General features: G+C 66.9%; 14 protein-coding genes. 6 read left to right on the forward strand and 8 right to left on the reverse strand.

The genetic code is table 11. The features are described from left to right. Positions 1-186 precede the first annotated feature (186 nt). The 8 genes from QH948_RS13210 to QH948_RS13245 form a co-directional block, all read right to left on the reverse strand. A complete protein-coding gene (locus QH948_RS13210; protein WP_281146211.1) occupies positions 187-5,532 on the reverse strand; it encodes a DEAD/DEAH box helicase in 5,346 nt (1,781 codons plus the stop codon). A 5-nt stretch (positions 5,533-5,537) separates the two neighbouring features. Beyond that, a complete protein-coding gene (locus QH948_RS13215; RefSeq protein ID WP_281144794.1) occupies positions 5,538-8,480 on the reverse strand; it encodes a hypothetical protein in 2,943 nt (980 codons plus the stop codon). A 41-nt stretch (positions 8,481-8,521) separates the two neighbouring features. Continuing rightward, entirely contained in the window at positions 8,522-10,006 is a 1,485-nt protein-coding gene (locus QH948_RS13220; protein WP_281144795.1) for a DNA cytosine methyltransferase, read from the reverse strand. Positions 10,007-10,972: 966 nt separating this feature from the next. After that, positions 10,973-12,412 carry an MFS transporter gene (locus QH948_RS13225; RefSeq protein ID WP_281144796.1) on the reverse strand — a complete coding sequence of 480 codons (1,440 nt, stop codon included), beginning with the start codon at positions 12,410-12,412 and terminating at the stop codon, positions 10,973-10,975. Positions 12,413-12,589: 177 nt separating this feature from the next. Then, positions 12,590-14,104: a C-glycoside deglycosidase beta subunit domain-containing protein gene (locus QH948_RS13230; RefSeq protein ID WP_281144797.1), complete on the reverse strand. Its 1,515-nt coding sequence runs from the start codon at positions 14,102-14,104 to the stop codon at positions 12,590-12,592. Between the two features lie 38 nt (positions 14,105-14,142). Beyond that, a complete protein-coding gene (locus QH948_RS13235) occupies positions 14,143-15,327 on the reverse strand; it encodes an ROK family transcriptional regulator (RefSeq protein ID WP_281144798.1) in 1,185 nt (394 codons plus the stop codon). Positions 15,328-15,356: 29 nt separating this feature from the next. Beyond that, on the reverse strand, positions 15,357-16,745 hold the full coding sequence (locus tag QH948_RS13240; protein WP_281144799.1) for an MFS transporter: 1,389 nt from the start codon (positions 16,743-16,745) through the stop codon (positions 15,357-15,359). Between the two features lie 194 nt (positions 16,746-16,939). Next, positions 16,940-18,115 carry a Gfo/Idh/MocA family protein gene (locus QH948_RS13245; RefSeq protein WP_281144800.1) on the reverse strand — a complete coding sequence of 392 codons (1,176 nt, stop codon included), beginning with the start codon at positions 18,113-18,115 and terminating at the stop codon, positions 16,940-16,942. A gap of 142 nt (positions 18,116-18,257) precedes the next feature. On the opposite strand from QH948_RS13245, the gene QH948_RS13250 reads away from it, so the two are divergent. The 6 genes from QH948_RS13250 to QH948_RS13275 all read left to right on the forward strand — a co-directional run bounded on the left by QH948_RS13250 (position 18,258) and on the right by QH948_RS13275 (position 24,772). After that, positions 18,258-19,523, forward strand: coding sequence for an ROK family protein (locus QH948_RS13250; RefSeq protein WP_281144801.1), 1,266 nt, complete (start codon positions 18,258-18,260; stop codon positions 19,521-19,523). Positions 19,524-19,655: 132 nt separating this feature from the next. Then, a complete protein-coding gene (locus QH948_RS13255) occupies positions 19,656-20,657 on the forward strand; it encodes a sugar phosphate isomerase/epimerase family protein (protein ID WP_281144802.1) in 1,002 nt (333 codons plus the stop codon). Between the two features lie 11 nt (positions 20,658-20,668). Then, entirely contained in the window at positions 20,669-21,667 is a 999-nt protein-coding gene (locus QH948_RS13260; protein ID WP_281144803.1) for an ROK family glucokinase, read from the forward strand. Beyond that, entirely contained in the window at positions 21,664-22,671 is a 1,008-nt protein-coding gene (locus QH948_RS13265; RefSeq protein ID WP_281144804.1) for a sugar phosphate isomerase/epimerase family protein, read from the forward strand. The genes QH948_RS13260 and QH948_RS13265 overlap by 4 nt, the downstream gene beginning before the upstream one ends. Before the next feature lies 1 nt (position 22,672). After that, positions 22,673-23,059, forward strand: coding sequence for a C-glycoside deglycosidase beta subunit domain-containing protein (locus QH948_RS13270; RefSeq protein ID WP_281144805.1), 387 nt, complete (start codon positions 22,673-22,675; stop codon positions 23,057-23,059). Between the two features lie 15 nt (positions 23,060-23,074). After that, the gene (locus QH948_RS13275; RefSeq protein ID WP_281144806.1) at positions 23,075-24,772 is read left to right on the forward strand and encodes a GMC oxidoreductase; all 1,698 of its coding nucleotides are present in this window, start codon (positions 23,075-23,077) and stop codon (positions 24,770-24,772) included. The last annotated feature ends 65 nt before the right edge of the window (positions 24,773-24,837 follow it).

Below are 24,837 nucleotides of genomic sequence, written 5' to 3' on the forward strand. Positions count from 1 at the left end.
CACGCACCGACGCGCCGCCCCTGATCACCCCGCCGATACACCCTCAACTGTGATGAGCCGGCTTACTCATCATGGCTACGCGACCGCCGCGACACGCTCTCGAAGGCGTCGAGATCGCCACGCTGGACCCGTTGAACGGCTACCAGAACGCAAACGACCAGGTGGCGGACGACCGGCCACACCCCCTTATGCGCCCTCGAGCAGAGCATTGAACAGCCTGATCGGAGTGCGGTCAAGGACGTAGGTGTCGGACACAGTAACGTGTGACAGCCCGCGTCCGCGCAGTTCCGTCACCGCTCGCCTGACTTGGGGATTCCAATGCGCGTCCTCGTGTCGCCAGAGCGGGTGGCCAATGACGACAGCCGCCCCACGGCCCTCTGGCGAGACAAGTACCGGCAGGCCGTTCACCCTGTGCTGCTTAACTCGCAGGTGTGGACCGTAGCCATCAGCGAAGCTCTTCATCAACGCCGTGGTGCGATCAGACCAGCGGGATAGATCGAGGCTGCGCCCAAGGACAAGATCCACGACGTCAAGCCCGAGTCGCCAGTCCAGCGCCCAGTGGTTGAAGCGGTTCTCGTAGTTGCGGAGGCATCCAGGGCACGACGATGTACAGGCGGTTTCATGCGGATCGTCCCGCAGTCGCGCTCCTGTCGCATCCCGAATCGACGTCAGAAGCCTCTCGAACGTCGACGACGCTCCGAGCTCAAGCGCGTAGCCCGCGCCGTTGTCGAGGGCGTCGGCGAGGAACACCCGTGCCGAGACGGTGGTGCCGTGGCGCGTCGGTTGTAGCCCGACCTCGAGCTCGGACTGCTCAATATCGAGGTACTCTTTGGCGGCGTTACGGAGTAGTTCTGCGAAAGAAAGCAGAGCACCCTTACCCGCCGGACAACCCCAGGGCAGCGTCGCGACCGCGCCGTCGGGGAGGGCTAGTGCGTCGAGCCCGATAAGGAGCACGTCGGTACGGCGAACCTCGCCGATCGCGGCCGGATCCAGGGCTTGCCCGCCAGTCCGCATGAATTCTGGTAGCGGGCGCCGATACAAGTCACGATTCTGCGCTACAACAGAGCCATCAGGCTGACGGTTCAGCTCAAAGAGCTTTCGGTTGTTGTCGTTCACGGCTACGACCTCAGCTTGCTCAAGCAGGCGGAGCGAGACCCCGTGAAGCCTTGTCTCTTCCCCGAGTTCGGTGTTCGTAGAGAGTTCGGAGTAGCCGGCGTACATCGGAGTAATGTGCGAATCGTCGTAGTCCGGCTGACTGTAGATCGTCCGATAGCCCTCGGGCTGGTACAGCGAGAACGATCTCATTGCTTCACCGCACACTGAGCACTTGAGAGACTCATCCGTCGGGCGAGTGTCGAGGCTGCCGCATTGGCCGCAGCGGTGAACTGGAAGCGGAGTGCCGAGGGGATCTTTCGATCGCGTGCTGGCCCCGATGATGTTGTAGGCCGCGAAACCGACGGCGAGGTGTTCGGCACCGTCCTTGACCACGACCGCTCCCGGAGCGAACGCGGTGATAGACATTCGCAGGTCGCGGTCGGCGACGGTGTGCCGCTCGGCATCGCCAGCCCGTCGAAGCGGCTTTGAGTAGAGCGGCCGGACCCGGGTCGGGAAACCGAACATCGGAAGCACACCAGCGTTCGCAAGCAGTTCGCTGAGTTCGACGTGCTGGAAGTACGGGTTCCCGACAGCTTCGTCGATGTCTGCCGCCAGGTCATTCCGAGCCCAGTTCATGAGGTCGTCGACGTCGAGTGCGGTGTACGCGCTGAACCGCTCGCAGACCTCGGGAACGTCATTCGATACCTGGAGCCATGCCTCGACGTCCGCGCGCCGCGATGCCCAGTCATTAGTCAAACCGAACGTGCCATGGATGCTGTCACCAGTGCGCCGAGGCGGATTCTGACTGGCGAGGAATGCCCGCCGCAGAAGCTCTGCCGCGACTACGCGTCGAACAATCCTCGGCCGAGACAAGTCAATGAACGGCGGAGGCGGATCAGCCGCGGTCATCTTCTCGGGCGCCTGGAAGTAGTAGTCATCGTGCGCACGATCGCGTGAGACGGTGACCGCGAATGAGAACGGCTGACCCGAGCGCCCTGCCCGCCCGACGCGTTGTTGATAGTTGAAGCGCTGGGGTGGCATGTTCGCCATCGCGACAGCTCGGAGGGAGCCGATGTCGACACCGACCTCCATCGTAGTTGTCACCGAAAGCAGGTCAAGCGGATCAGCGAGTCCACTCTCGGCGGGCGCCGGCAGCACCGCGCCCTTGAACAGACGCTGCCGCGTCCGCTGGTCAGCGAGCCGCGTCTGGCCCGTGAGTTCAGCGACGCGCATACGGCGAAGTGGCTGCGAGGCGAGCCATCCGTAGTAGTCGAGTTCCTCACACCACTCCTCCTCACGCAGCACACCGCTCGGGCATTCCTCATTGGTGCAGACACCGGCCGACGGGTGCAGATGAGTTGTGCCGCAGTTGTCACACACCCAGACCTTGTCTCCAGGGGTCCTCAGTTCGAGGGCATCCTGCCCGGTCTGAGTTCTGACTGCCCAGGTCTCGTCGACGATGCCGCTCACTCGGAGGAACTCGCCGACGTTGGACAACAGCTTCTGTCCGTCGACCTGCTGCTTCGCTGCGACCCTCTTGAGGTAGGTGCCAACGACCTTCGGAACTGAGTTCGATCGGGCCGCGTACCCGCCCTCGAATCTCTTCGCGATTCCGAGGAGGCGGATGACGCTAGCGACCACGTCCCCCGCGATGTCCGTCGAGAATCCCCAGTCGGCGGGCGCAAGCGGCCGTGCCCTCACGACTCCAAGGCGGGTCGATTCGAGATCGCGCGATGCACGGTCGAAGACGGCATCTGCGACCGCGGTTGCAGTGACACGGTAGCGGTCCTGGCGGATGGGTCGTGCGACCGCGTCTCTCAGCGGCTCCCAGGCGTTGCGAACCGGCGGCTCGTAGGCGCGATACCACGGGACGCCAGCCTCGCTTTCAGCCACCGATGGTCCCGGCCCAGCCGGGTTCACGCCGACCTCAAGCATTACCCGTTCGGCATCGTGGATGAGCGTCGCCCACGGCAGGGACTCGGTCTCCTGTTCTGCGGCAGAGATCGTCGCCAAGTCCGATGCGTCAGCCGCGCCGAGCCTCTCCAGCCGTAGCTTGTCGAACAGCTCTCGACGGCTAGAGCGGAGCAGTTCGGCGCGCTCAAGTCCGTCACCATCGAGTTCGTTCCGCAGGAGCGCGCGCAGAATCGGAACAGGATTCTCGCGCCCGTGGAGGAGTTGCCGGACGACTTGTCGCACTTGGTCACGGAAGTTGTTGAGCGCGATCCCAGCGGCGAGGCGCGCGGAGTCGTCCCTGCTATCGGTGAAGACGATCGTCCTCGACTCCGCCGCCTCCGACCCAAGGCTGCGGAACAACTGGGACACCGCCATCTGGTTGAGTTGCGCCCGGCCAGACGTGTGGGCACGGATCGGTGATCGGACGTTGCCGGCGAAGAAGACCGCCGCATCTCGGTTGTCCTGACTCCCGCCGCATCTCGGACAGGCTTCCGGCAGCGCGGGGAGTGCCAGCCCCCTGTCATCGCCCGCGTTGTGGCTGAGGATGACCGCTGGAATGCCGTCGGGCGAGTTGCCGAGAATAAGCGACCCGAGTTTCGGGTTCCAGGTCGCGGCTCCAAAGTTGGTCTCGATGGTGGCCTGGTTCTCGTCCATGTCAGCAGGGAGTTTGTGACGGCTGGGGGCGTCAGGAACCGGCGAACCGAGCCAAAGCCATCGGTATTCGTCGTCGTTCCTTCGATACACGAAGTCACCCGAGTTCTCACCCGGTGTGACCGGGGTCGTTGAGAGCACGACCGCCCCGCGATCGGGTCGGTCCACGACATAGCCCCCGAGACTGACATCGCCACACTCGAAGCAGTAGAGAAGCTCAAGCACCCGCGCACCACAGTCTGCACAGGTCGACCGCGGCGTGTCGTACATCCGGCCTACTCGACGAGGCTCTGACTCGGTGCCACCAGGGCACGCCGGGTCGGTGCAAGCCCAGAGCCCGCGCATTCCTCGCATCATGACGTGGCCGCGGAACTGGATCGCGGGCTTCGCAGCGTCTGCGAGACCATTGAGCATCGCCTCGAGCGCCGACGATGCGGACGGTTCGCCACCAAACAGGCGAGTCGCGACAGTGTCTATACGCGTAGCCTTCGGTCGTCCGTCGGCAGGGTCAGCGCACGCAGCAGCAATCGTCTCTCCCCACTGATCTCTTGCCGCAACTGCCGACAACTCCTCTGGGGCGAGGCTCAGCACCTCCAAGGCTCTCGGCTTCTTCCCTGGCGCCAAAGGCCGCGGCTGCCCCGGCTCGATCAAGAAGGACTCCCTGTCGACGCCAAAGAAGCGCTCCAGATACTCCAGACCCGAGTCATCTCCGGGAAGGGAGGCGCTCGTCGCGATGATTCTGAACTGGTCGGATGAGGGCTCAAGTCCGATCCGCGATGCCAGGTTTCGAACGACCATCCCGACTTCGGCTCCGGTGCTACCTCGGTACAGGTGCAACTCGTCTACGACGAGGGTGAAAACGTGATCGGACGACTCCTGGAGCCACCGCCGGGTTGACTCGAATATCGGCTCCTCCACGTCGCGCATCAACATCACGTTGAGCATCGAATAGTTCGTGACGAGCACGTCGGGTGGGGTGGCAATCATGTCCCACCGGGTGATGAGTTCGCCAGCGTGGGGGTCCTGAAACTGGGCTTTGAGGTCCGGGTCGTTGAGGTCAGCGAGCCGAGCATTCAGACGCGATAGCTCCCGCATGTCGCGCGCAGCGTCAGCGGTGGCCGGCGCCGAGACCTTTCCTGTCGGAACTCCGCCCGACCCCGGAGTCGCTCCGGTGTAGCGGCCAAACCAGAGGTCAATGGGCGACTCCAGGTCCCGAAGGCCGCGCACGGCCCGGCGGAGCCGCGCTACCTGATCCTCGACCAGCGCGTTGGTGGGGTAGAGGATGACGGATCGCATCGCTGCAGCGGTCGTTTCAACTGCTCGTGTCGGCCGCCAGTTGTCATTCTGCCGCGCCAAGTCCCACCATTCGTGGATCGGGGATAGCGTAGTCACTGAGCGCTTCTCGGCCACGATACGGGTCAAGAGCGGGATCAGGAAGGACTCCGTCTTGCCGGACCCGGTGCCCGAAGTCACAACCGGGTTGTGCGCGATCGCTGATGTGAAGTGCGTGGCAAGCGCAGTCACCTGGTGTTTGCGGAGCTTGACCCCAGCGAGCGCGTCCGGCGTCACGCCGAAGACAGCGTTAATGACGTCGCCGAGATCGCGTACGTCGACTCCGGCCCGGCTGGCCGCCTCAGCGACTGACGCGACCCCGTCGTAGGGCAGGACGGGCTCAAGCATGAGCGGGGCGAACAGGTTGCCCTGCCCTTCGAGGAGCAGGCTGCGTCGCTCTTCGACGAGGGCCTGGTCCCGCAGCGCGTAGGCGGTGTCGATGTACCGCAGAAATGCGTCGCGGAGGTCATCGGCGATCTTCACGGGGGTGGGAAAAGACATGCTGCTCACCGGCTCACTCTGTCGTAGATGACGTCGGCGACGGCGCGCGGCACTGACGGGTACTGGAGCATCCGGTGACTCACGATCTCTCGTGGTGCTCGTCCGGAACAAAGCGCGAAGGCACGTCCATACAAAGCCGGCAAGTCAGCGCCCAGCGGTGTGACGACTGATCCACTGCGCGAGTTGTAGCCAATGAGGGGGTCGCCGGCCCACAGGTTCGCGATGTGCTTCACGAGTTGCGCGTTGCCAAGCCCAAGGGTGCCGTTCGCGATGTCATCGGCGGTGCGAATCACATAGGTCGAGCCAAAGTCCCTTAGCCGGTAGGAGCCAACCCGCGCCAACGAGGTAGCCGCATGCCACGAGGCCGATGCCGTGTCCCAGTACTCTGCGGTCCGATAGCTCGGCACGACTACCCGCTCGAGCGCCATCGCCACCTCGCTGAGTGGCGGCAGCGCCTCGACGATGTCCTTCACCGGTGAGGTCTCCAGGACAGTGATCCCGGCCTCGGCCAAAGCGTCGACAGGCAAATGCCCAGCGACCTCCACGCGGGCGAGTTCGGCATCAACGCTGGTGCGTACAATGGCGCCGGTGCCGAGTAGCTCCTTGAGCTGATCTACCAGCCCGCTGGAACGAGCCCCGACGAGCACCCACTGGCCGTCACTCATCGGAACAAGGGTGGAAGTGTTCACCGCCCATTCGGTCACCTGCAGATAGTTGTTCCTAGCGACGTCCACGTGGCCGACCACCTCGAGACGTCGGAGGAACGAGTCGGCGAACAGGCCCGAGCCCTCGATCTGCGCGGCGACTCGCTCGAACACCGCGAACGAGCCGGTCCCGACATGGTTCAGTGCATCGAACGCCACCTCGAAGTCTGGCTCGCCCGACTCCATTACCGGCGGGATCGCTGGGACAGAGATCGCCTTCGCATCGCCATCCTTCTTCTTCGCAGCCCGCGCAGTCCCGGCAAAGCGGCGCACGAGCCCGCAGGTCGTGCACTCACCCTCGATACTCCGCGTCCGCGCTTGGCCGGGGAGCACGGGCGGGAGCTGGAATCGGTGCATCCCTGTGATGAGACACGAGTCGCTCGCCATCGGGACGCCCACCCGAGTCTTCGCGACCGATGCGATAGATGTGCTTCGCGCTCGGGGCACAAACTCCGGCATCGGCGCTGCGCCACCGTCACGACGCGGCTCGAGACCTGCTGTCCTCGCTCCGTTGACATGGCTCGGCCACTCAGCGGGGCCAGCGGTCAACGGCCAGCGCCGCGAAGAGTCGGGCGAGTAGACCAGACGGATATCGACGTCCTCGACGCGGAACTGCGGAGTGTTGGCCGAGCGCAGTCGGAGAAGCGCGGTTGACGACGGCTTGTTTGCGTTGTCGACAAACATCGCGACGACGTACTCGCCGTCAGTCAGGCCACGATCCGCGAGAGGGAGCACCGCGAGTTCGCCGCACTGAACAGATTCGGCGATGAGCTCGGCAGAGTCGATGCGTGTGCCACGGAACACACGAACGCCGACCGAGGATGCTCCAGCAGCAAGTGCGACCGCTTCAGGCGGCTCCATCGCTGACCACTTGCGAAGCAAGCCAGGAAGCACGAATCCCCCGCGCAGCGTGAGACTTGTCCGTGCGCGGGGAGCGAGCGGAAGCAGATCGAAGTGGAGTTGCCCGGTCGGTGCAGAAACGATCTGGACGTGCCGGTAAACGACCCACCCCTGCGGCGCGCCTGGGAGTTCGGCGAGTTCATGCCATCCCGGTCGGGCGTGAGTTGCAAGGTGAGCCTCCACCCGCTGCCGCGCATCTGACCGGGCCAGGACGAGGCTGTCCTCGCCGAGCGAAACACGCTCGACCTCAACGAATGCCCCCTGGAGATCATCCCATCGGAGCGGCGTGACTCGCTTCGGACGACGACCAAAGAGGCGACCTTGGTCGTCCCCGAACTCGCCTGCCAGCTGCTCTCCAACGAGCGACGCTGCACTGACCCCCTCAGCGCCAGAGAGCCGGGTAGACCCACCGGGCCCGGCAACAGTCGGAACAATCGACTCCCCATCCGCGAGTTGGAAACGGGCGATGCCCGGCCCTTCTGAGCGGTACGGGAGCATGATGTTGAACTCGATAGACTTGCGAGGGAACGTCCGCAAGAACGCCAGCAGGCGTGTCGAGACGACGGGCCGCGCAGAGGAGACCGATTCGATCCCTGACCCATCCCATGCTTCGAGTTCGAGACAGGCAGCACCAACGATGCGCTCTTGGGCGGCAGGAACTCGCCAAAGGTGGGCAAGATGAGAGCTGAGGGGGAGGCTCGGAGTGGCGGCCGCATAAGGTTCCATCGCGAGACTCATGTCGTCCGGCGAGATGCGTAGGCCCGGGGTCATGCCCTCGATGGCGAAGAACTCGTGGAGGCCAGCGCGATCGTGCTGACGAACGACCGCCTGTGACATCGGCAGCCCGATAAAGGCATGGCTGCCGACCGCGTACGCCGTCGGGATGCCCCTCTCTCCTTCCCACGCTTCGAGCCAGGAGTTCAGCGACCCCCACAGCAGATCGGCGACCCGGCGATAGTCATTCTCGACCCGCGCGTACTCGGTCGTCGGGACATGCAACAACCGATGCAGCCGGGAGTAGTAGTTGTGCGCGGCAAGGTCACCGTCCGCCTGCATCTGCTCTGCTGCGATTGACAACACCACGAGAAGCGGGAGCGCGGGTGGAGTTTCAAGGGGCGAGCGCCGATGGCGCTTCGCAGCCTCAGCCTGCCAGTGGAATGGGGCCACACCGCACTCGTCCAATTGAAGTGACGACCTGGCGACAGCCGACAGCCCAGCGAGCGTTCGATCTTCGATTTCAGCGGACGCGAGTACGTTCCGTATCACCTCGGTGTCGGCCAGCGCATAAACCGGTCGCCCAGCCTGAGCAGAGTCGAACATGACGTCCGCGATCGCTTCGCTCACGCGCTCGTACTCTAAACTCACCGCCAATATCCCCTCACATGTCATACCGACCGCCCAGCAACAAGGACGGGTTCCGTGCGGAGTGGGTTCGTCCTAGAAGCGCCTTCCTCCCGAGCGTCTGTCCGCTTGCTCGCTGCGGAGGCATGCTTGGTTCCCAGGGGTTCCGGGTCGGCAATACGTGAGGAGTCGGGATTGCCCAGCCCCTCGAGTAAGCGTTCGGCAATCGCCTTGACAACACGGGCATTGACGGCGTTGCCGAGCGCCTTGTAAGCCTCGATGTCGGATGTCGGTAAGGAAATGCCACCGAGGCTTTGGAGTTCAGCGCACTCAGCAGGTGTCATGTAACGGCGTTCGCCAGTCAGGTTGGCGCCGAGGATGGGAACCTGTGTCTGGGTGAAGGCGATGAGGCTGGGGGATGTCGTAGGCCGCTTGATCCTGAGCCCAGAAGCACGAACCTGCAGGACGAAGTTGTCGATGTTCCGCGCCTCGCCCTGTGCGTTCCACTCCATCTTCTGGAAGCTGGAGTGCATCTCCCAGGGCTTCCATTGATCCAGCCAGGGGTCGATCCAGGGGCGGTTGTCCTGGTAGAACTCACGGTTCTGTCTGATGAAGGCACGCTTCCATCGGGGGAACTGGTAATCGCTATCGCGGCTGGCGTGACTCGGGATCCGCTCCTTCTGTCCGTCGACCGCGCATTCAAGGCTCTGGCCGAAACTGCCTTTGACACCCATCTGACGTAAACCCCACACCGGTCGACGATCCCACACTCCTGGCGGAGTCTCGTCCTCGTACGGATAGGTGGCGCCGAACTCCATGGACCAGATCGGGAACGAGGGCATTTTCAGCGAGGCCGGCGAACGACGGAGAAAATCGCCCCACATATCGATCGCATGAAGCGTTCGCTCGGGAATCGAGCGAGTGAGGGATGTGTCTCGGCGAAGCACCGAGGTAATGTCCGTCGGGCCACTATGCTTGGTCGGCCACTCGAACCTGCTCAGTCCGTCGAGCGAGCCCACAAAATAAGCGCGATCCCGGACTTGCGGGATGCCGAACTCATGAGGCGAGAAGTGTTCGACTTTGACCGAGTATTCGAGCGAATGGAGCATCTCGATGATCTTGCGCTTAGTGCGGCCGCCATCATGCTTCAGAATATTAGGCACATTTTCGAGGATGAAGCGGCGGGGACGCTTGACGCGAAGGATCTGGTAAACCTTGAAGAATAGGCTGCCCTGTTGGGTGTCGGCGAAGCCCATCTGATCGCCAGCCTTAGAGAACGGTTGGCAGGGAAAACCCGCAGTTAGCACGTCGTGGTCGGGCACCTCGCGCTCGATGTCTCCATCAGTGTCAAGATCGTTGATGTCACTCCAAGGTTGGATACCGAAGTTGGTCTTGTACAGGGCGTTGAGTGTCGGCTCCCACTCGGCTGCAAACACTCCTTCGCCTCGGAGGCTCTCGAGGGCGACATGGAAGCCTCCAAGTCCGGCGAAAAGGTCGACGAACTCGAAGGTTGGTGCTGCGGTTGCCACATCGCCTCCTCATCGGGTCGCTCCTGCCGGTCCTCGGCCGGAGCGAGCGGTCTCACTCCGCCGTGTCAACGAGTCTCCCAGCACCCACTGACATTTCTGAAGTCGACATGCGGTGGCCGTGCGAAGTCAATGAGAGCGGCCGTGACGCGAAGCCTCCAATCAGGACGCGTCAAGCTTCGGCCCCTGTCAGGCTGTTGCTCCTTACGGCGCGCACAACGTCGTCACGGATTCAGACGGGAAGGACTTGTGGACAGCGCAGGCCGCCCGCCCAGGCAGGCCCGACTAGATGTCGCCCGCCACACAGCAGTCTCCCTCCCCAACTTGAGACGCGAGCTTCCCAGGTGCCCTGCCCGGTGAGATTGGGGTCTTGGTGCTCAAGCAGGGTCGCGTTCTGGGGCTGTTGGTCGGACTCCGTCTTCAGTTCATTTCTCGTGGCGAGCTTGTGCACGATCTGCTGAGCCAGTTCTGAAGCCATGAAGACTCGGGACGTCAGGCTCTACGGACAGGGACCGAGCCACTTCAGCGGATCCTGGAGCCCCACAGGGAGAGATGTCCGCACCTCTACCGAGCCAGGGGCGGTGCTGGGCGACCTCGACCCCGAGGCGGACGGCCGCCGCACAAGTGGTAGAATCGTCAACGTTGCAAGCGCGTAGAGGCGTCTCATCTCCCCGGAGAGAGGCGCCTTTGTCGTGAACGGCACCTGCCGCTCATGGCTCGGTAAGCGCACGCGCCGCAGCACCTGGAGGTACTCATGACCAACGAGCCCATCACGTTTGATCCTGCGTTCAAGGACATCGCCCGTGAGGTGTCACGGCTTGTCAGCCGTATCAGGGTCGCCCTCGGAACCGATGGACGCTCTGCGGCCCACACCACGGGCCACTGACCACCTGACCTGACTCGGTCAGCCAGAGGGCCTCGGATGCGCACACCGCGCATCCGAGGCCCTCTTCTTTGCACCGAGCCCGCTCAGGCCAGGTGGACGACCTGCTCGCGCCGGGGCTCTCCCACACCCTGGGGAGCCGAGGGTCGAATGAGGAACCACCCGACCACCGCGGCCGCTGCGAAGATGCCGGCACCGATCCCGAACGCGACGCGGTATCCCTGCACCAGCGCCTCCGGACCGCTGGCCTCCGAGGCTCCCATCGCGACCACATAGGCCGCGGTCACGACGGCCAGGCCGATGGATCCGCCGACCTGGTTGGTGGCCGTCACCGTCGCGGACGCGACGCCGGCGTCATGGTCGGCCACGCGGTACAGCGCAAGGTTGTTCAGCGGAACGACGGTGAACCCCATGCCGATGCCCATGAGCACCAGGCCGGGGAACACCTGCAGCCAGTAGCCGCCGTCGGCGGTCACGAGGGACAGCAGCAGGAGCCCGACTGCGCTGATCAGCGGTCCGACGATCATCTGCCGGCGGGGACCGATCCGGTCGATCATCCGCACGGCGAACGGCACCATGGCCATCAGCGAGGCCGTGTAGGGCAGCGTCGCGACGCCGGCGACGAAGGGCTGCAGCCCCAGGACCAGCTGCAGGTGGAAGGCGAGGTAGACCATCGTCGCCACGCCGACGGCGCCGATCAGGAACTGCACGAGGAACGCCCCGGCGCGGATGCGGTCCGACACGATCCGCAGCGGCAGCAGCGGCTGGCGGGAGCGCCGCTCAATGGCGACGAAGGCGACGAGCAGGAGGATGCCGGCGACCACGCAGCCGATCGTGGCGGGCGCGGTGATCGAATGCTCCGCCAGCGTCAGACCGTAGACGAGCAGGCCGAGGCCGAGCGTCGCGGTGAGAGCGCCGGCGACGTCGTAGGTGGGGCGACCCTCGACGCGGCGCTCGGAGAGCAGCCACAGGCCGAGCACGACGCCGACCGCCACCAGCGGCACGTTGATGAGCAGGCACCAGCGCCACGACAGGAGCTCGGTCAGCACTCCGCCGGCCAGCAGCCCGACGGCGGACCCGATGCCGCCGATGGACCCGAAGATCGCGAACGCCTTGTTGCGCTCCTTCCCGTCGGGGAAGCTGATCGTGACGAACGCCAGCGCGGCGGGGGCCATCAGCGCGGCGGCCGCACCCTGGCCGGCCCGCGCGACGAGGAGTTCCGCGCCGCTGTGCGTGAGCCCGCCCCACAGGGAGGCGGCCCCGAACACCACGAGGCCGAGCAGGTAGGTGCGCTTCAGCCCCCAGTAGTCGGCGATGCGGCCGCCCAGCAGCAGCAGGGCTCCGAACGCGAGCGCGTAGGCGGTGACGACCCACTGGCGGCTGGAGTCGCTGAGCAGCAGCTCCGCCTGGGCCCTTGGCAGGGCGATGTTGATGATGGTGCCGTCGAGGATGATGAGCAGCTGGGTGAGGGAGACGGCGGCGAGCGTCCACCAGCGGTGGGCGGCTGGGTCGGTTCTGCGTGGCATGGGTGTGGCCTTCACTGTTGTCTGATGATGTCCCGGGGGTTTCCAGCCCTCGATCGGCGCCATGCCGGACCAGCGCCGGGTCGAACCCGGCCAGACGGATGGTGATGCGCGACGGCGCATGCGCCCGCGCGCGGGGACGGAGGGGCCGGCTTCGGCCGACCCCTCCGTCGCGATGGATCAGCCGACCAGCTGCGGCTCGCGGTTGGCGAGCCCGGTCAGGATCTTCTGCTCGAGGCGCAGGTGACGCTCGAGCTGCTCGTGAGCGTCGTCAAGGTGGAACGCGTGACCCTCGTACTCCGACAGCAGGACGCCCTCGAAGCCGGACTCGACGATCGCGGCGAGCAGCCGGTCGACGGGGATCTGCGGGTCCTGGAGGTCCTCGGTCACGTGGTAGAACTTCGAGTGGAAGTACTGCGTGCGGTGCAGGAGGGTCTTGAAGCCTTCCACGTCGGCCGGCCCGAAGGACAGGAACCCGAACATCTCGGAGATGGCCCACTTCTCGGCCTCGCCGCCGCCCATCCCGGCGATCTTCGCCTGCATGCCGGCCTCGTCGAGGCCGTCGTGGCGGTGCGCGATGACGTAGTCGAGCAGCTTCGGGTCCGCGCCGTTGGCGATGTGCCGGTCGAGCGCGGGCTGCGCAGGGCGCTCGATGAAGCAGCCGAAGTCCGGCACCAACCCGAGATAGGGGCTGTCGATCTCGTCCATGGTCTTCAGCATGGCCTGGACGCTGTCGTCGCTCGGCTTGTGGGGCGCGTGGACCTCGATGCCGATCCGCACGCCGTAGCGCTCGGCCATGGCGGCGGCCGCGGGCATCAGGTGCAGCGGGATGTCGCCCGCCCTCAGGAACGTGGCGCCGAGGTCGCGGGCGGTCATCAGATCGGCCGTGATGTCGAGCATCAGGTCGGCGTCGGTGGCGTCGTGGCCGGTGATCTTGCCCTTGTCGAGGTAGCCGCCGTAGCTGTTGATCTCGACGCCGAAGCGCTCCGACAGCCCGCGGACAGCGGCGATCTCGGCGGCGGTGGGGCGCGGGTACTGCGAGAAGACCATCGAGCCGATCAGCTCGTACTTGCGCACGCCGAGGGCGTTGAGCTCGGCGAACATGTCGGCGAGGCCGTAGTTGGGGTCGTCGACGAGGCGCTGCTCGAAGCCGTACAGCGAGACGGCCTGCTCGATGGTGCCGATCGTCGCGCTGGAGACGCCGGCGCGGGCCGGGACGGTCCCGGTGGAGGCCTCGATGGCCGACGGTCGCGCCAGGGCCGGGCCGTCGGTCAGCGTCAGGGTGCGGGTGACCGAGCTGTCGACCATGCCGTAGGCGCCGGGGCCGAACTGCATGTACACGTTACGCACGTGCAGCACGAGCTCCACCTCGTGGTCCCCCGCGGCGAGGCCGCCGTTGAACACCTTGAGGCGCAGGTCCCGCTTGAGGTCCCAGAACTCGGTGAAGGCCAGGGCGAGCTGATCCGGCATGAACAGCTTCTCGTTGAACTCGAACAGCATCAGCTCTGGCGAGATCGGAGCGCCGTCGACGATGACGTCGAGCTTCTCGATCGACGACAGGGGCATGCCGCGGTAGTAGTTGAGTCCGATGTCGAGCGTGAAGCCGACGGTCTGGTCGCCGAGGACGAGCCTGCGCAGGCAGTCGGGGCGTAGGACCTTCTCCTCGTGGGGCAGCTTCATGAACAGCGTTGGCATGGTGTTCTCCTGGTTTCGTGTGGTGGGTGGTGCGTGGTTCAGCTGGCCAGGCTGTGGTCGAGGATCGCCTCGAGCGCCCCTGGCGAGAGGGCGCCGTCGATGGCGAGTTGCGCGGCGCCGCGGACGCCGCCGAGGGACCCCGCCTGCGCGACGGTGATCTGGAGCCCGCGGCTGGCCAGCGGCAGCGTGCGGGCGAAGACCGACTCGCGGACGCCGGCGAGCACGGGCTCCCCTGCCGCGACGATCTCGCCGCCGAGGACGACGACGGCCGGGTTGAACAGGGCCGTGCAGGTGGCGAGCACGTCGCCGATCGCGCGGCCGGCGGTGCGCAGGGCACGCACGGCGCGCAGGTCGCCGCGTCGCACGGACTCGACGACGTCGCGCGGGGTCTGCACGTCGAGACCCTCGGCCTGCAGCGCCTGGGTGATGGCAAGGCCGCCGGCCACGGTCTCGAGGCAGCCCCTGTTGCCGCAGCGGCAGGGGCGGCCGTCCGCGGCGGGAGAGTAGGCGTGACCGAGGTCGCCGGCCGCGCCATCGGCCCCGTGGAGGAGACGGCCGCCCGAGATGATGCCCGCGCCGATACCGGTGCCGAGCTTCACGAAGAGCAGGTCGTCCACGCCCGGGTGGGCGGCCGCCCGCTCGCCGAGAGCCATCACGTTGGCGTCGTTGTCGACGAAGACGGGGCAGCCGATTCTCGCGGAGATCCGGCCCCTCGCGTCGTACCCGTCCCAGCCGGGCATGATGGGCGGGCTGGCGGGCAACCCGCTGGCGTGGTCGACTGGGCCGGGAAGACCGACGCCCGCCGTCCTGACGGACCCCGGCGCGATGCCGGCCCCGGACACCAGCTCGCCGAGTCGGCTGACGACGAGCTCCATGACGACGGCCGGCCCCTCCGCGATGCTCACGTCGTCGCTCGCATCGGCGAGGACGCGACCGGAGAAGTCCGTCACGGCGTAGGTGGCGTGGTTAGCGCCGAGGTCGACGGCGAGGGCGTGGTTGCCCTCGACGTCGAACTCGAACGCGGCAGAGGGGCGTCCCCGGGTGGCAGCCGAGTGCTCGGCCTCGCGGATGAGCCCTGCGTCGAGCAGCAGGTCCAGCCGCTGGCTGACCGTGGTGCGCGCCTGGCCCGTGAGGTCCGCAAGCTGGCTGCGGGTGCGCGGCCGCAGGTCACGCAGGATGCTCAACACATGTCCGGCGCTGCCGGGGGCATGCTGGGTCTCCATCGTCGCTCCTCTCCCTCTGCCTCCCTCCCTCAGGCCTCGTCGGTCGTCTGCTGAGCCGCCTGGCGCGCCCGGAGACGGGCGGTGATCTCCGCGTACTTCTGCTCGGTGATCGGGTAGAGGGCGACAGGGATGATGGCGAGCAGGCTCGCGGCCGCCGGGAAGAGGTTGACCGTGACGTTGATGCCGAGCGCGGCGACCTCGGTCTGCTGCTGGTTGGCGACGTAGCCGAACGCGCCGAGCAGCATTGCGCCCATAGCCCCGCCGACCGCGGAGGCGATCTTGGTGCCCATGGAGGTGGCCGCGTAGGCGGTGCCGTCGCTGCGGACGCCGGTCTTGTCCTGGGCGTAGTCGATGGCGTCGGGCACCATGGACATCAGGACCGGGACGGCGAAGTTGCCGAGGCCGTACAGGGCGGTGAGCAGGATGACGAGCGTCAGGTTCGACGGGTCGACGAAGAACAGCAGGATGGTCGGGATCGCCGTGATGGTGAGCGACAGGATGACCGTCTTCTTCTTGCCGAGCGTCTTCGACAGGCGGGCGAAGCACGCGATGCCGATCGCGCCCATGATCGAGGGCAGCATCATCAGCGGGGCGATGAGGTCGTAGCGGCCCATCAGGTAGATGTAGTAGTAGATGACCACTGCGAGGCGGCCGAACAGGTTGGTCAGGCTGAGGAACAGCGCAACGGTCACGAGCATCAGCGGCTTGTTGCCGAGGACGACCTTCAGGGTCTCCTTCAGCGGAACGCGCGTCTCGGAGATCTGGGGCTGGATGATCTCCTTCGACTTGGCGAAGACCAGCCAGAACATCGGCACGGCGATGCAGGCGAGGATCGCGGCGGTGATCGTGAAGCCCGTGGTGGTGGTGGTCTCGCCGTCGCCGACGCCGGAGAAGTGAAGGACCAGGGGCATCGTCAGGGCGCTGAGTGCGACGGCGCCGAGGTTGGTGCCGATCATGCGGAACGACATCAGAGACACGCGCTCGTCGCCGTCGCGGGTCATGACGGAGGCCAGGGCGCCGTAGGGCAGGTTGACGGCCGAGTACATGAAGCCCATGAAGAGGTAGGTGGCGCCGGCCCAGAGGAACTTGGTGACGTCTCCGCCGGGGACGGTCATGAAGGTCAGGACGACGCTCACGGCCAGGATCGGGGAGGCGTAGAGGAGCCAGGGCCGGAAGCGCCCGTGCTTGGTGGGGTGGCGCTCGGCGTAGGCGCCCAGCAGCGGGTCGAAGAGTGCGTCGGCGACGCGCGCGACCAGCATGAGGATGCCGACGGACCCCGCGGCGAGGCCGACGTTGTCGGTGTAGAAGAGGACGAGGTAGGACGAGGCGAGGCTCCACATCAGCTGGCTGGCGAAGTCGCCGAGGCCATAGGTCAGCTTGGTCCCGAAGGACAGCTTGCCTTCGGTCGAGGGAGCCACAGCACCATTGTGCTGCTCGGTGGTCGTATGGGTCATGTCGAATGTCTTCTCTCAATGGAACACAACACTGTGTTGCCGGCCAGCGGCCGACAGGGACGGGAGCCTGTCCCGGCCCTGGCGCCGCCCCGCGAGGATGCGGGGCGGCACCGGTTGAGTGGCCCTGCCGGGCCGACGGATGACCGTCTGAGCTGGGCTCAGGCGGGCTGGTAGTTCTGGGCGGCGATCGCGGCCGCCTCGCCGTCGAGGTCCTCATCCAGGCCAGCGGGCTGGTTGAAGTAGACGGGTCGCCCGGTCCTGGCGGAGGTGTAGATCGCGTCGAGGATCTCGGAGACGACGCAGGCCTGCTCGGCGGTCACGAGCGGCTCGGTGCCGTTGGTGATCGCGTCCAGCCACTGGCCGGCCTCCAGGCCGCCCATGTAGCTGAAGCCGGACTGGGACTCGCCGCCGAGGCCGAAGTAGGCCGCGCCCTGCTCGGGCTGCGTGTTGACGAGCATGCCGCCCTGCACCGAGTTGAGCGTGACGAGCTGGTCCGAGCCCTTCTGCACAACGTCGATCCCGCCGTCGGTGCCGAACAGCTCGACACAGGACTCACGCGACTCGGGCACGTTCAGCGCCCAGGAGGCGCGAACCTGCAGCGAGGCGCCGTTGGTGAAGCGGACGAAGCCGAAGGCGGAGTCCTCGACGGTGTAGGTCTCGGGGTTCCACGGGCCGGCCGCGTTGCCCTCGGGCTTGTCACCCAGCTTGTAGTTCACGACGCCGGTGACGGACTCGACCTCGTAGTTGCCCATGTACCAGAGCGCCAGGTCGATCGCGTGTCCGCCGAGGTCGATCAGCGGGCCGCCGCCCTGCTTCTCCTTGTCGGTGAAGACGCCCCAGATCGGGACGCCGCGACGACGGACGGCGTGCGCCGCGCCGGCGTAGATCTCGCCGAGGCGACCCTCGTCGACGAGCTTGCGGATGTACTGCGACTCGTTGCGGAAGCGGTACTGGTAGCCGACGGACAGGGTCTTGCCCGACTTCTCGGCGGCCGCGACCATGCGTCGCGCCTCCTCGCCGGTGATGGCCATCGGCTTCTCGCACAGGACGTGCTTGCCGGCCTCGAGCGCGGCGACGGTGATCTCGCAGTGGGTGTTGTTCCAGGTGCACACGTGGACGATGTCGATCGACTCGTCGGCGAGCAGCTGGTGGTAGTCGGTGGTGACGTAGGAGTCGGCCGAGCCGTACTTGGCCTGCGCGTCCTTCGCGCGGTCCTCGTCGATGTCGCAGAAGCCGACGATTTCGGCCTTGTCGGGGTGCTGCGCGAGCCCGACGAGGTGCTTCTGGGTTCCGATGAAGCCCAGGCCCACGATGCCGATGCGGTGTTTCGTCATTGAAGTCCTCCAGGGGTGATGTTATGACCACGTCTGTCGTAACAAGACAGACCTTATGCACGTTCCGTGCATAAGTCAACCCCTAGAATGGAACCCGGTTGCGGAAGGTCTGGCAGCAACCATCCGAAGGAGGCTGAAGAGCGTGGTCGCGCCGTCACATCAGGACCCCTGGGCCCAGGTATCAGAGGTTGTCCGCCTCATTCACAGCGGCGAGGCACGCACCCGCCCGGAGCTGGCCGAGAACACGCGGCTCGGTCGCAACATCATCACGCAGCGCATCCAGTCCGCCCTCGACCTCGGGCTCATCCGGCCGTCGGGTGAGCAGCGGAGCCGCGGCGGTCGCGGCGCCGAGGTGTACGAGTTCTCCGGCGACCAGGGGCGCATCCTGGCCGCCACGATCGGCACCGCCGAGCTGCGCGTCGCGCTGACCGACCTCGACCTGCAGATCATCGAGTCCCGGAGGATCGAGTGGGATCTGATGGTCAGCCCGCAGGCAACCTGCGAGCGTGTGGCCACCGAGATGGAGGACCTGCTGCGCGCCCACCCGGAACACGCGGCCTGGGGCGTCGGCATCGGGGTCCCGACCCCGGTCCAGCCCGTGACCGGCCGGACGATCGGCCCCCTCATCGCCGGACCTCACGCCCTGGAGTGGGCGACGAAGCTCGACATCCGCACGTGGTTCACCCAGCGGATGAACTCGCCGGTGTGGACTGAGTCCATCTCCAACCTGGCTACGCTCGGAGCCGCCGCCGAGCCCGACTCCCCGAGCGACCTCCTCTACGTCAGGATGGGGCGAGGGGTCAGCGCGGGCATCATCTCCGGAGGCCGCCTGCACCGGGGAGCGGATGCGCTGGCCGGCGAGATCACGCACCTGACCGTCGACCCCTCATCGACCCAGATCTGCCTCTGCGGCCGGATCGGATGCCTCGACACCTTCGCCTCCCAGTGGGCGGTCGAGGCCGCGGCGGGCCGCCTCCTGATGAGCGGCGACGGCGGGGCCCTCGAGTCGAGGGCGGTCACCGTCGCGGACGTGGTGGCGGCGGCCGAGGCCGGCGACCCCGGCTGCGTCGACCTCATCCTGAGGGCGGCCGACGCGACGGGCCGCGCGCTCGCATCGGCCGTCACCTGGTTCAACCCCCGGCGGGTGGTTGTCGGCGGCAACGCGCTGGCTATGAGCCACCTGTTCACGGGGGCGCTGACCCGGACGCTGAACGCGCAGGCACCGGCCGGCGCACTCCAGAACCTGGATCTCACACAGGGATCCGCTGAGCGCACAGAGGAACTGCGCGGCGCAGCCGCGCTCGTCACCGAGACGCTGCTCTCACCCTCCTACCTCATGGAGTGGGGCCCGGGCGGCTTCCCGATCGACGTGACGAAGATCCTCGATCGCTATCCGCTACTTGTGTAGGGACTTCCTTGCAAACCTCCTGTACTTATGCATATAGTGTGCATAAGTACAGGAGGGCGAGCGCTCTCCGCGGGCAGAGTGGCCACACCGGTGTGCCAGCTGTCGTACCAGAGGATCCTGGAGAGATTCACCATGTCGCGATTGGTCACTCTGTTCACCGGCCAGTGGGCCGACCTGCCCTTCGAGGAGGTGTGTCGGCGGGCCTCCGAGTGGGGGTTCGACGGCCTTGAGGTCGCCTGCTCCGGCGATCACCTGGACGTGTGGGCGGCCGCCGAGGACGACGCCTACCTAGCGTCGAAGCAGGAGACGCTCGCCCGCTACGGGCTCGAGGTCTACGCGATCAGCAACCACCTCACCGGCCAGGCCGTCTGCGACGACCCGATCGACGCCCGCCATCAGGGCATCCTGTCCGCCCGCACATGGGGAGACGGCGACCCCGAGGGCGTCCGGCAGCGGGCGGCCGAGGAGCTGAAGGTCACCGCGGTCGCCGCGCGCAGGTTGGGCGCGAAGGTCGTCACCGGCTTCACCGGATCGAAGATCTGGAAGTACGTCGCGATGTTCCCGCCGGCCAGCGAGGACATGATCGCCGACGGCTACGCCGACTTCGCCCGACGCTTCAACCCCATCATGGACGCCTTTGAGGACAACGGCGTGCGGTTCGCGCTCGAGGTCCACCCCTCCGAGATCGCCTACGACTACTGGACCACGAAGGCGACGCTCGAGGCGATCGGACACCGCGAGGTGTTCGGCCTGAACTTCGACCCCAGCCACATGAACTGGCAGCAGCTCGACGCCGCCGGTTTCCTCGTCGACTTCGCCGACCGCATCTACCACGTGCACTGCAAGGACTCGAAGCGCCGCTTCAACGGTCGCAACGCCCCGCTCGGCTCGCACCTGCCCTGGGGAGACCCGCGACGCGGCTGGGACTTCGTCTCCGCCGGCCGCGGCGACTGTGACTGGGAGGCCCTGTTCCGCACCATCAACGCGATCGGCTACGACGGCCCCGTCTCCGTCGAATGGGAGGACGCCGGGATGGAGCGCTTCGTCGGCGCCCCCCAGGCGTTGCAGTTCGTGCGCGATAACTGGCTCGTCCCCCCGACCGCGGCGTTCGACTCCGCCTTCTCCAACCGCTGAGGAGCACCACCATGGACACGAACACGGCAGAACTCACCGTCGGCGTCGACATCGGCGGCACCAAGATCGCGGCCGGAGTCGTCGACGCACACGGCCAGATCCTGGCTCACGCCTACCGCGCCACCGACCCCCACGATCCCCGGCAGATCGAAGGCGCGGTCGCCGAGACCGTCGAGGAACTGCGCTCGCAGTACCCGCAGGTCGACGCGGTCGGCGTCGCGGCGGCCGGCTTCGTTGGCTCCGACCGCACCACGATGCTGTTCGCCCCCAACATCGCCTGGCGCAACCACCCGCTCGGATCGATCCTGACCGACCGCATCGGGCTGCCCGTCGTCATCGAGAACGACGCCAACGCGGCCGCCTGGGCCGAGTACCGGTTCGGGCAGGGACGAGGGGCCGACAGCATGGTCATGCTCACGCTCGGCACGGGGCTGGGCGGCGCCATCATCAGCAATGGCCAGCTGATCCGCGGATCCTTCGGGGCGGCCGCGGAGCTCGGCCACATGACGATCGTCCCCGACGGGCACTTCTGCGGCTGCGGTCAGGAGGGCTGCTGGGAGGCGTACGCGTCGGGCACCGCGCTGGCGAAGCTGGCACGCTCGGTCGCCGTCGCCGACCCCGACGGCGCGCAGGCCATGCTCGCCGCAGCGGGGGGCGACCAGATCGTCGGCGCCCACGTGACCGCCGCGGCGCGCCAGGGCGACCCGCTCGCCCTCAGCCTGCTCACGCGTTTCGGGCACTACCTCGGCGTCGGCATCGCGACGCTCACGGCGGTGGTCGATCCCGCGGTGGTCGTCGTGGGCGGGGGCATCGCCGCCGTGGCAGGGGACCTGATCCTCCCGTCGGCCCGCACGTCGTTCCTCAACAACCTGTCGGGTCGCGGATTCCGCGGGGAGCCGCGGATCGTGACCGCCGACCTCGGCAACGACGCCGGCATCATCGGCGCGGCGGACTCCGCGCGCGTCCCGGCCCGCACCACGGAGCGCGTCCTCGAGGGGGCCGCGCGATGAGCGGCATCAGGACCTCCGTCAGCCTGTACAGCCTGCAGGACTCCTACGCGCGCGGCCGCGTCGACCTGGCCTCGGCGCTCGCCTTCGTCGCCGACACCGGCGCGACGGGCGTCGAGCTGATCAGCGACCAGATGATCGTCGGCACGCCGTTCCCCACGGACGAGACGGTCGCCGCCTGGCGCACGGCGCTGGACGCCTCCGGACTGGCCCCGGTCTGCAACGACATCTTCATCAACTCCACGCTGTACGCCAACCGCGTCCTGCGGCCCCGCGAGCAGCTCGAGCTGCTGAAGCGCGACCTCGACGTCAGCGCCCGGCTCGGCTTCGACCTCGTGCGCCTCGTCTCCGACACATCCGCCGAGGTCACGCTCGCGGCGCTGCCGTACGCGGAGGGGCTCGGCGTCACGATGGCCCTGGAGGTGCACGCGGGGATGAGCTTCGACAGCCCCGGCACCGCCGGGTGGATCGCCATGATGCGCGCGGCCCAGTCGGAGCGGCTCGGGCTGGTCGTCGATACGGGCATCTTCTGCCACCGGCACCCGCGCGTCAGCACGCAGTACTTCCTGGGGCTCGGGCTGACTCCCGCCGTCGCCACGAGGATCGACGAGCTGTTCGCCGAGCACGGCGACACCATGCGGCTGTTCAGCCAGGGCGGGCAGATGGTGTTCCCCGACGACCTGACCGCGCTCTTCAGCGGCCCCGTCGACGGCGAGTATGCCTTCTTCTCCACCGGCTACGAGAACACCCCACTCACAGTGCTCGACGAGTACGCGCCCTATATCCGGCACGTGCACGGCAAGTTCTTCGAGATGACGGGTGGCGAGGAGTACTCGATCGACTACCGGGCCGTCGTGCAGGCCCTCCACGGAATCGGCTACACCGGCTACATCTCCAGCGAGTACGAGGGGAACCGGTTCGTCCCCGTCGACGGTGCCGTCGACGACCAGGGCCAGGTCAGGGCCCATCAACGCCTGCTCAGCCAGCTCGTCGCGGAAGTGGAGTGACATGTTCGACAACTACGTATTCACCGAGGGCTCCGCGCGCAACGTGATGACGGAGACGGGAGAGTCGGCGTTCCAGGCCGAGACGCTGATCACGTACTACCGCGGGATCCCGCTGTCGATGGTCCACGACCTCCAGCTCGTCGTCGACGGCGCCGAGGTTCCGCGCGGCGAGCTCGCCATCTCCCCCGGCGGCGACGAGTGGTTCATGCTCGACGAGGCCACCACCGTCACCAGCTACCGCTGGGAGTACGGGACCCCGCTCACCGTCCGGTGGCTCGGCACCCACCTCTCCTCCGGCGACCACGAGGTGACCATGCGGTTGCGCATCCGCGTCGCCTACATCCCCATTCCGTTCGGTGGCGAACGCACCCGGACCATCACCGTCTGAGCAAGGAGGCTTGGCATGTTGAACCCCGACCACACCTACGACGTCATCGTCATCGGCTCCGGCCCCGCGGGCAGCACCGCCGTCAAGGAGCTGACCGAGCGCGGCCTCGACGTCCTCCTTCTCGAGGCCGGGCGCGAGCTGCGCGAGGAGGACTTCGAGCCCCTGAAGAAGAAGCCGGCCGCCATGGGCATGGACCTCGTCCCGCGGGCGAAGGCCATGGCCCGCGGCCAGTTCCGCCAGGCGTGCCGGCCCTATTTCAGCGAGTCGTCGAACCGTTTCCTCGTCAACGACGTGGAGGACCCGTACACGACCCCGCTCGCCCACCCGTACCTGTGGGTGCGGAGCAAGCTGCTCGGCGGCCGCATGAACAGCTACGGCAAGGTGCTGCAGCGCATGTCGGACGTCGACTTCAAGGCCGCCTCCCAGGACGGCTACGGCGAGGACTGGCCGATCAGCTACGACGACCTCGAGCCCTGGTACGACCGCGTCGAGGAGTTCCTCGGCGTCTACGGCGACCGGGACGGCCTCACGCACCCGCCCGACGGCCGCTACGCCGGGCCCGGCTTCCTCACCGGTCTCGAGAAGGACTTCAAGTCCACGGTCGAGGCCCGCTGGCCTGAGCGCAAGGTCATCTCGTGGCGCGTCCAGGCGCCGTTCCTCGACCGGGTGCCGCCGGGCATCGCGGCGGCCCTGGCGACGGGGCGGCTGACCATCCGCACCGATGCCGAGGTGACCCGCATCATCACGAGCGAGGCGACGGGGCTGGCCACGGGGGCCGTCTTCCGCGACCGCAATTCGAAGCGCGAGCACCGCGTGAGCGCCGACGCGGTGATGGTGTGCGCGTCGACGATCGAGTCGATCCGACTGCTGCTCAACTCCGGCTCGGCGCGCCACCCCGGCGGGCTGGGCAACTCGTCGGGCGTGCTGGGCCACTACTTCATGGACCAGACGATCAGCGTCGGCTTCTTCGACTCCCCGCAGCACGCGGGCACGTGGGACGCGCCGGACAACATGCCGGCCGATCCCTTCTACGGCACGCCCGGCGGTGTGCTGATCCCCCGGTACGAGAACCTCGACGGCCGTTCGGAGGCCGGGTTCCGGCGGGGCATCTCGTTCCAGGGCCTCGGCGGCCGGTTCCCGGTGCCCGCCGGGTCGCCCGCACCGTTCGGGCTGGGCGGCTCCGGCGAGATGCTCGCCCGCTACGACAACGTCGTCTCACTCAGCGGTCGCCTCAAGGACCGCTGGGGCATGCCCGTCCCGCACATCGATGTCACGATGGGCGACAACGACCGCGTCCTGCTGAAGCGCACGATGACGGCGCTGAAGGAGATGGCCGACGAGTGCGGCTACCGGGTCAACTTCATCGGTTCGGCCGCGGGGCTCGAGACCGAGAGGATCTGGCCGGACTTCAATCCGCTGCAGCGGCTCATCTTCCGGCAGGGCATCAAGATGTCCATCGTGCTGGGCGCCGCGATCCACGAGTGCGGCGGGGCGCGCATGGGAACGGACCCGCGCACGTCGATCATGAACGGCGTCAACCAGCTGTGGGACGTGCCCAACGTGTTCGTGCCGGATGCGTCGTCGTTCGTCAGCAGCAGCACCGTCGGGCCCGCGCTGACGATCATGGCGCTGGCCGCAAGGACCAGCGCGTTCGTCGCGGACCGGCTCGCCGACGGTGATCTCCGCGAGACGGCGGCAGACGCTACCGTGTGAGCCCACAAGGGGTCTGACCATCCGCGATACACCCTGGCCACTAGAAACTGTCAGTCACCTGTGGG

The organism is Tessaracoccus lacteus (assembly GCF_029917005.1).
Lineage (GTDB): Bacteria > Actinomycetota > Actinomycetes > Propionibacteriales > Propionibacteriaceae > Arachnia > Arachnia lactea.

Bases quoted from the DNA above. Each gene is read 5' to 3' on its own strand.
- QH948_RS13225 (WP_281144796.1), bottom strand. From the start codon at position 12,412: ATGCCACGCAGAACCGACCCAGCCGCCCACCGCTGGTGGACGCTCGCC.
- QH948_RS13245 (WP_281144800.1), bottom strand. From the start codon at position 18,115: ATGACGAAACACCGCATCGGCATCGTGGGCCTGGGCTTCATCGGAACC.
- QH948_RS13265 (WP_281144804.1), top strand. From the start codon at position 21,664: ATGAGCGGCATCAGGACCTCCGTCAGCCTGTACAGCCTGCAGGACTCC.
- QH948_RS13235 (WP_281144798.1), bottom strand. From the start codon at position 15,327: ATGGAGACCCAGCATGCCCCCGGCAGCGCCGGACATGTGTTGAGCATC.
- QH948_RS13270 (WP_281144805.1), top strand. From the start codon at position 22,673: ATGTTCGACAACTACGTATTCACCGAGGGCTCCGCGCGCAACGTGATG.
- QH948_RS13210 (WP_281146211.1), bottom strand. From the start codon at position 5,532: ATGTCTTTTCCCACCCCCGTGAAGATCGCCGATGACCTCCGCGACGCA.
- QH948_RS13230 (WP_281144797.1), bottom strand. From the start codon at position 14,104: ATGCCAACGCTGTTCATGAAGCTGCCCCACGAGGAGAAGGTCCTACGC.
- QH948_RS13260 (WP_281144803.1), top strand. From the start codon at position 20,669: ATGGACACGAACACGGCAGAACTCACCGTCGGCGTCGACATCGGCGGC.
- QH948_RS13255 (WP_281144802.1), top strand. From the start codon at position 19,656: ATGTCGCGATTGGTCACTCTGTTCACCGGCCAGTGGGCCGACCTGCCC.
- QH948_RS13275 (WP_281144806.1), top strand. From the start codon at position 23,075: ATGTTGAACCCCGACCACACCTACGACGTCATCGTCATCGGCTCCGGC.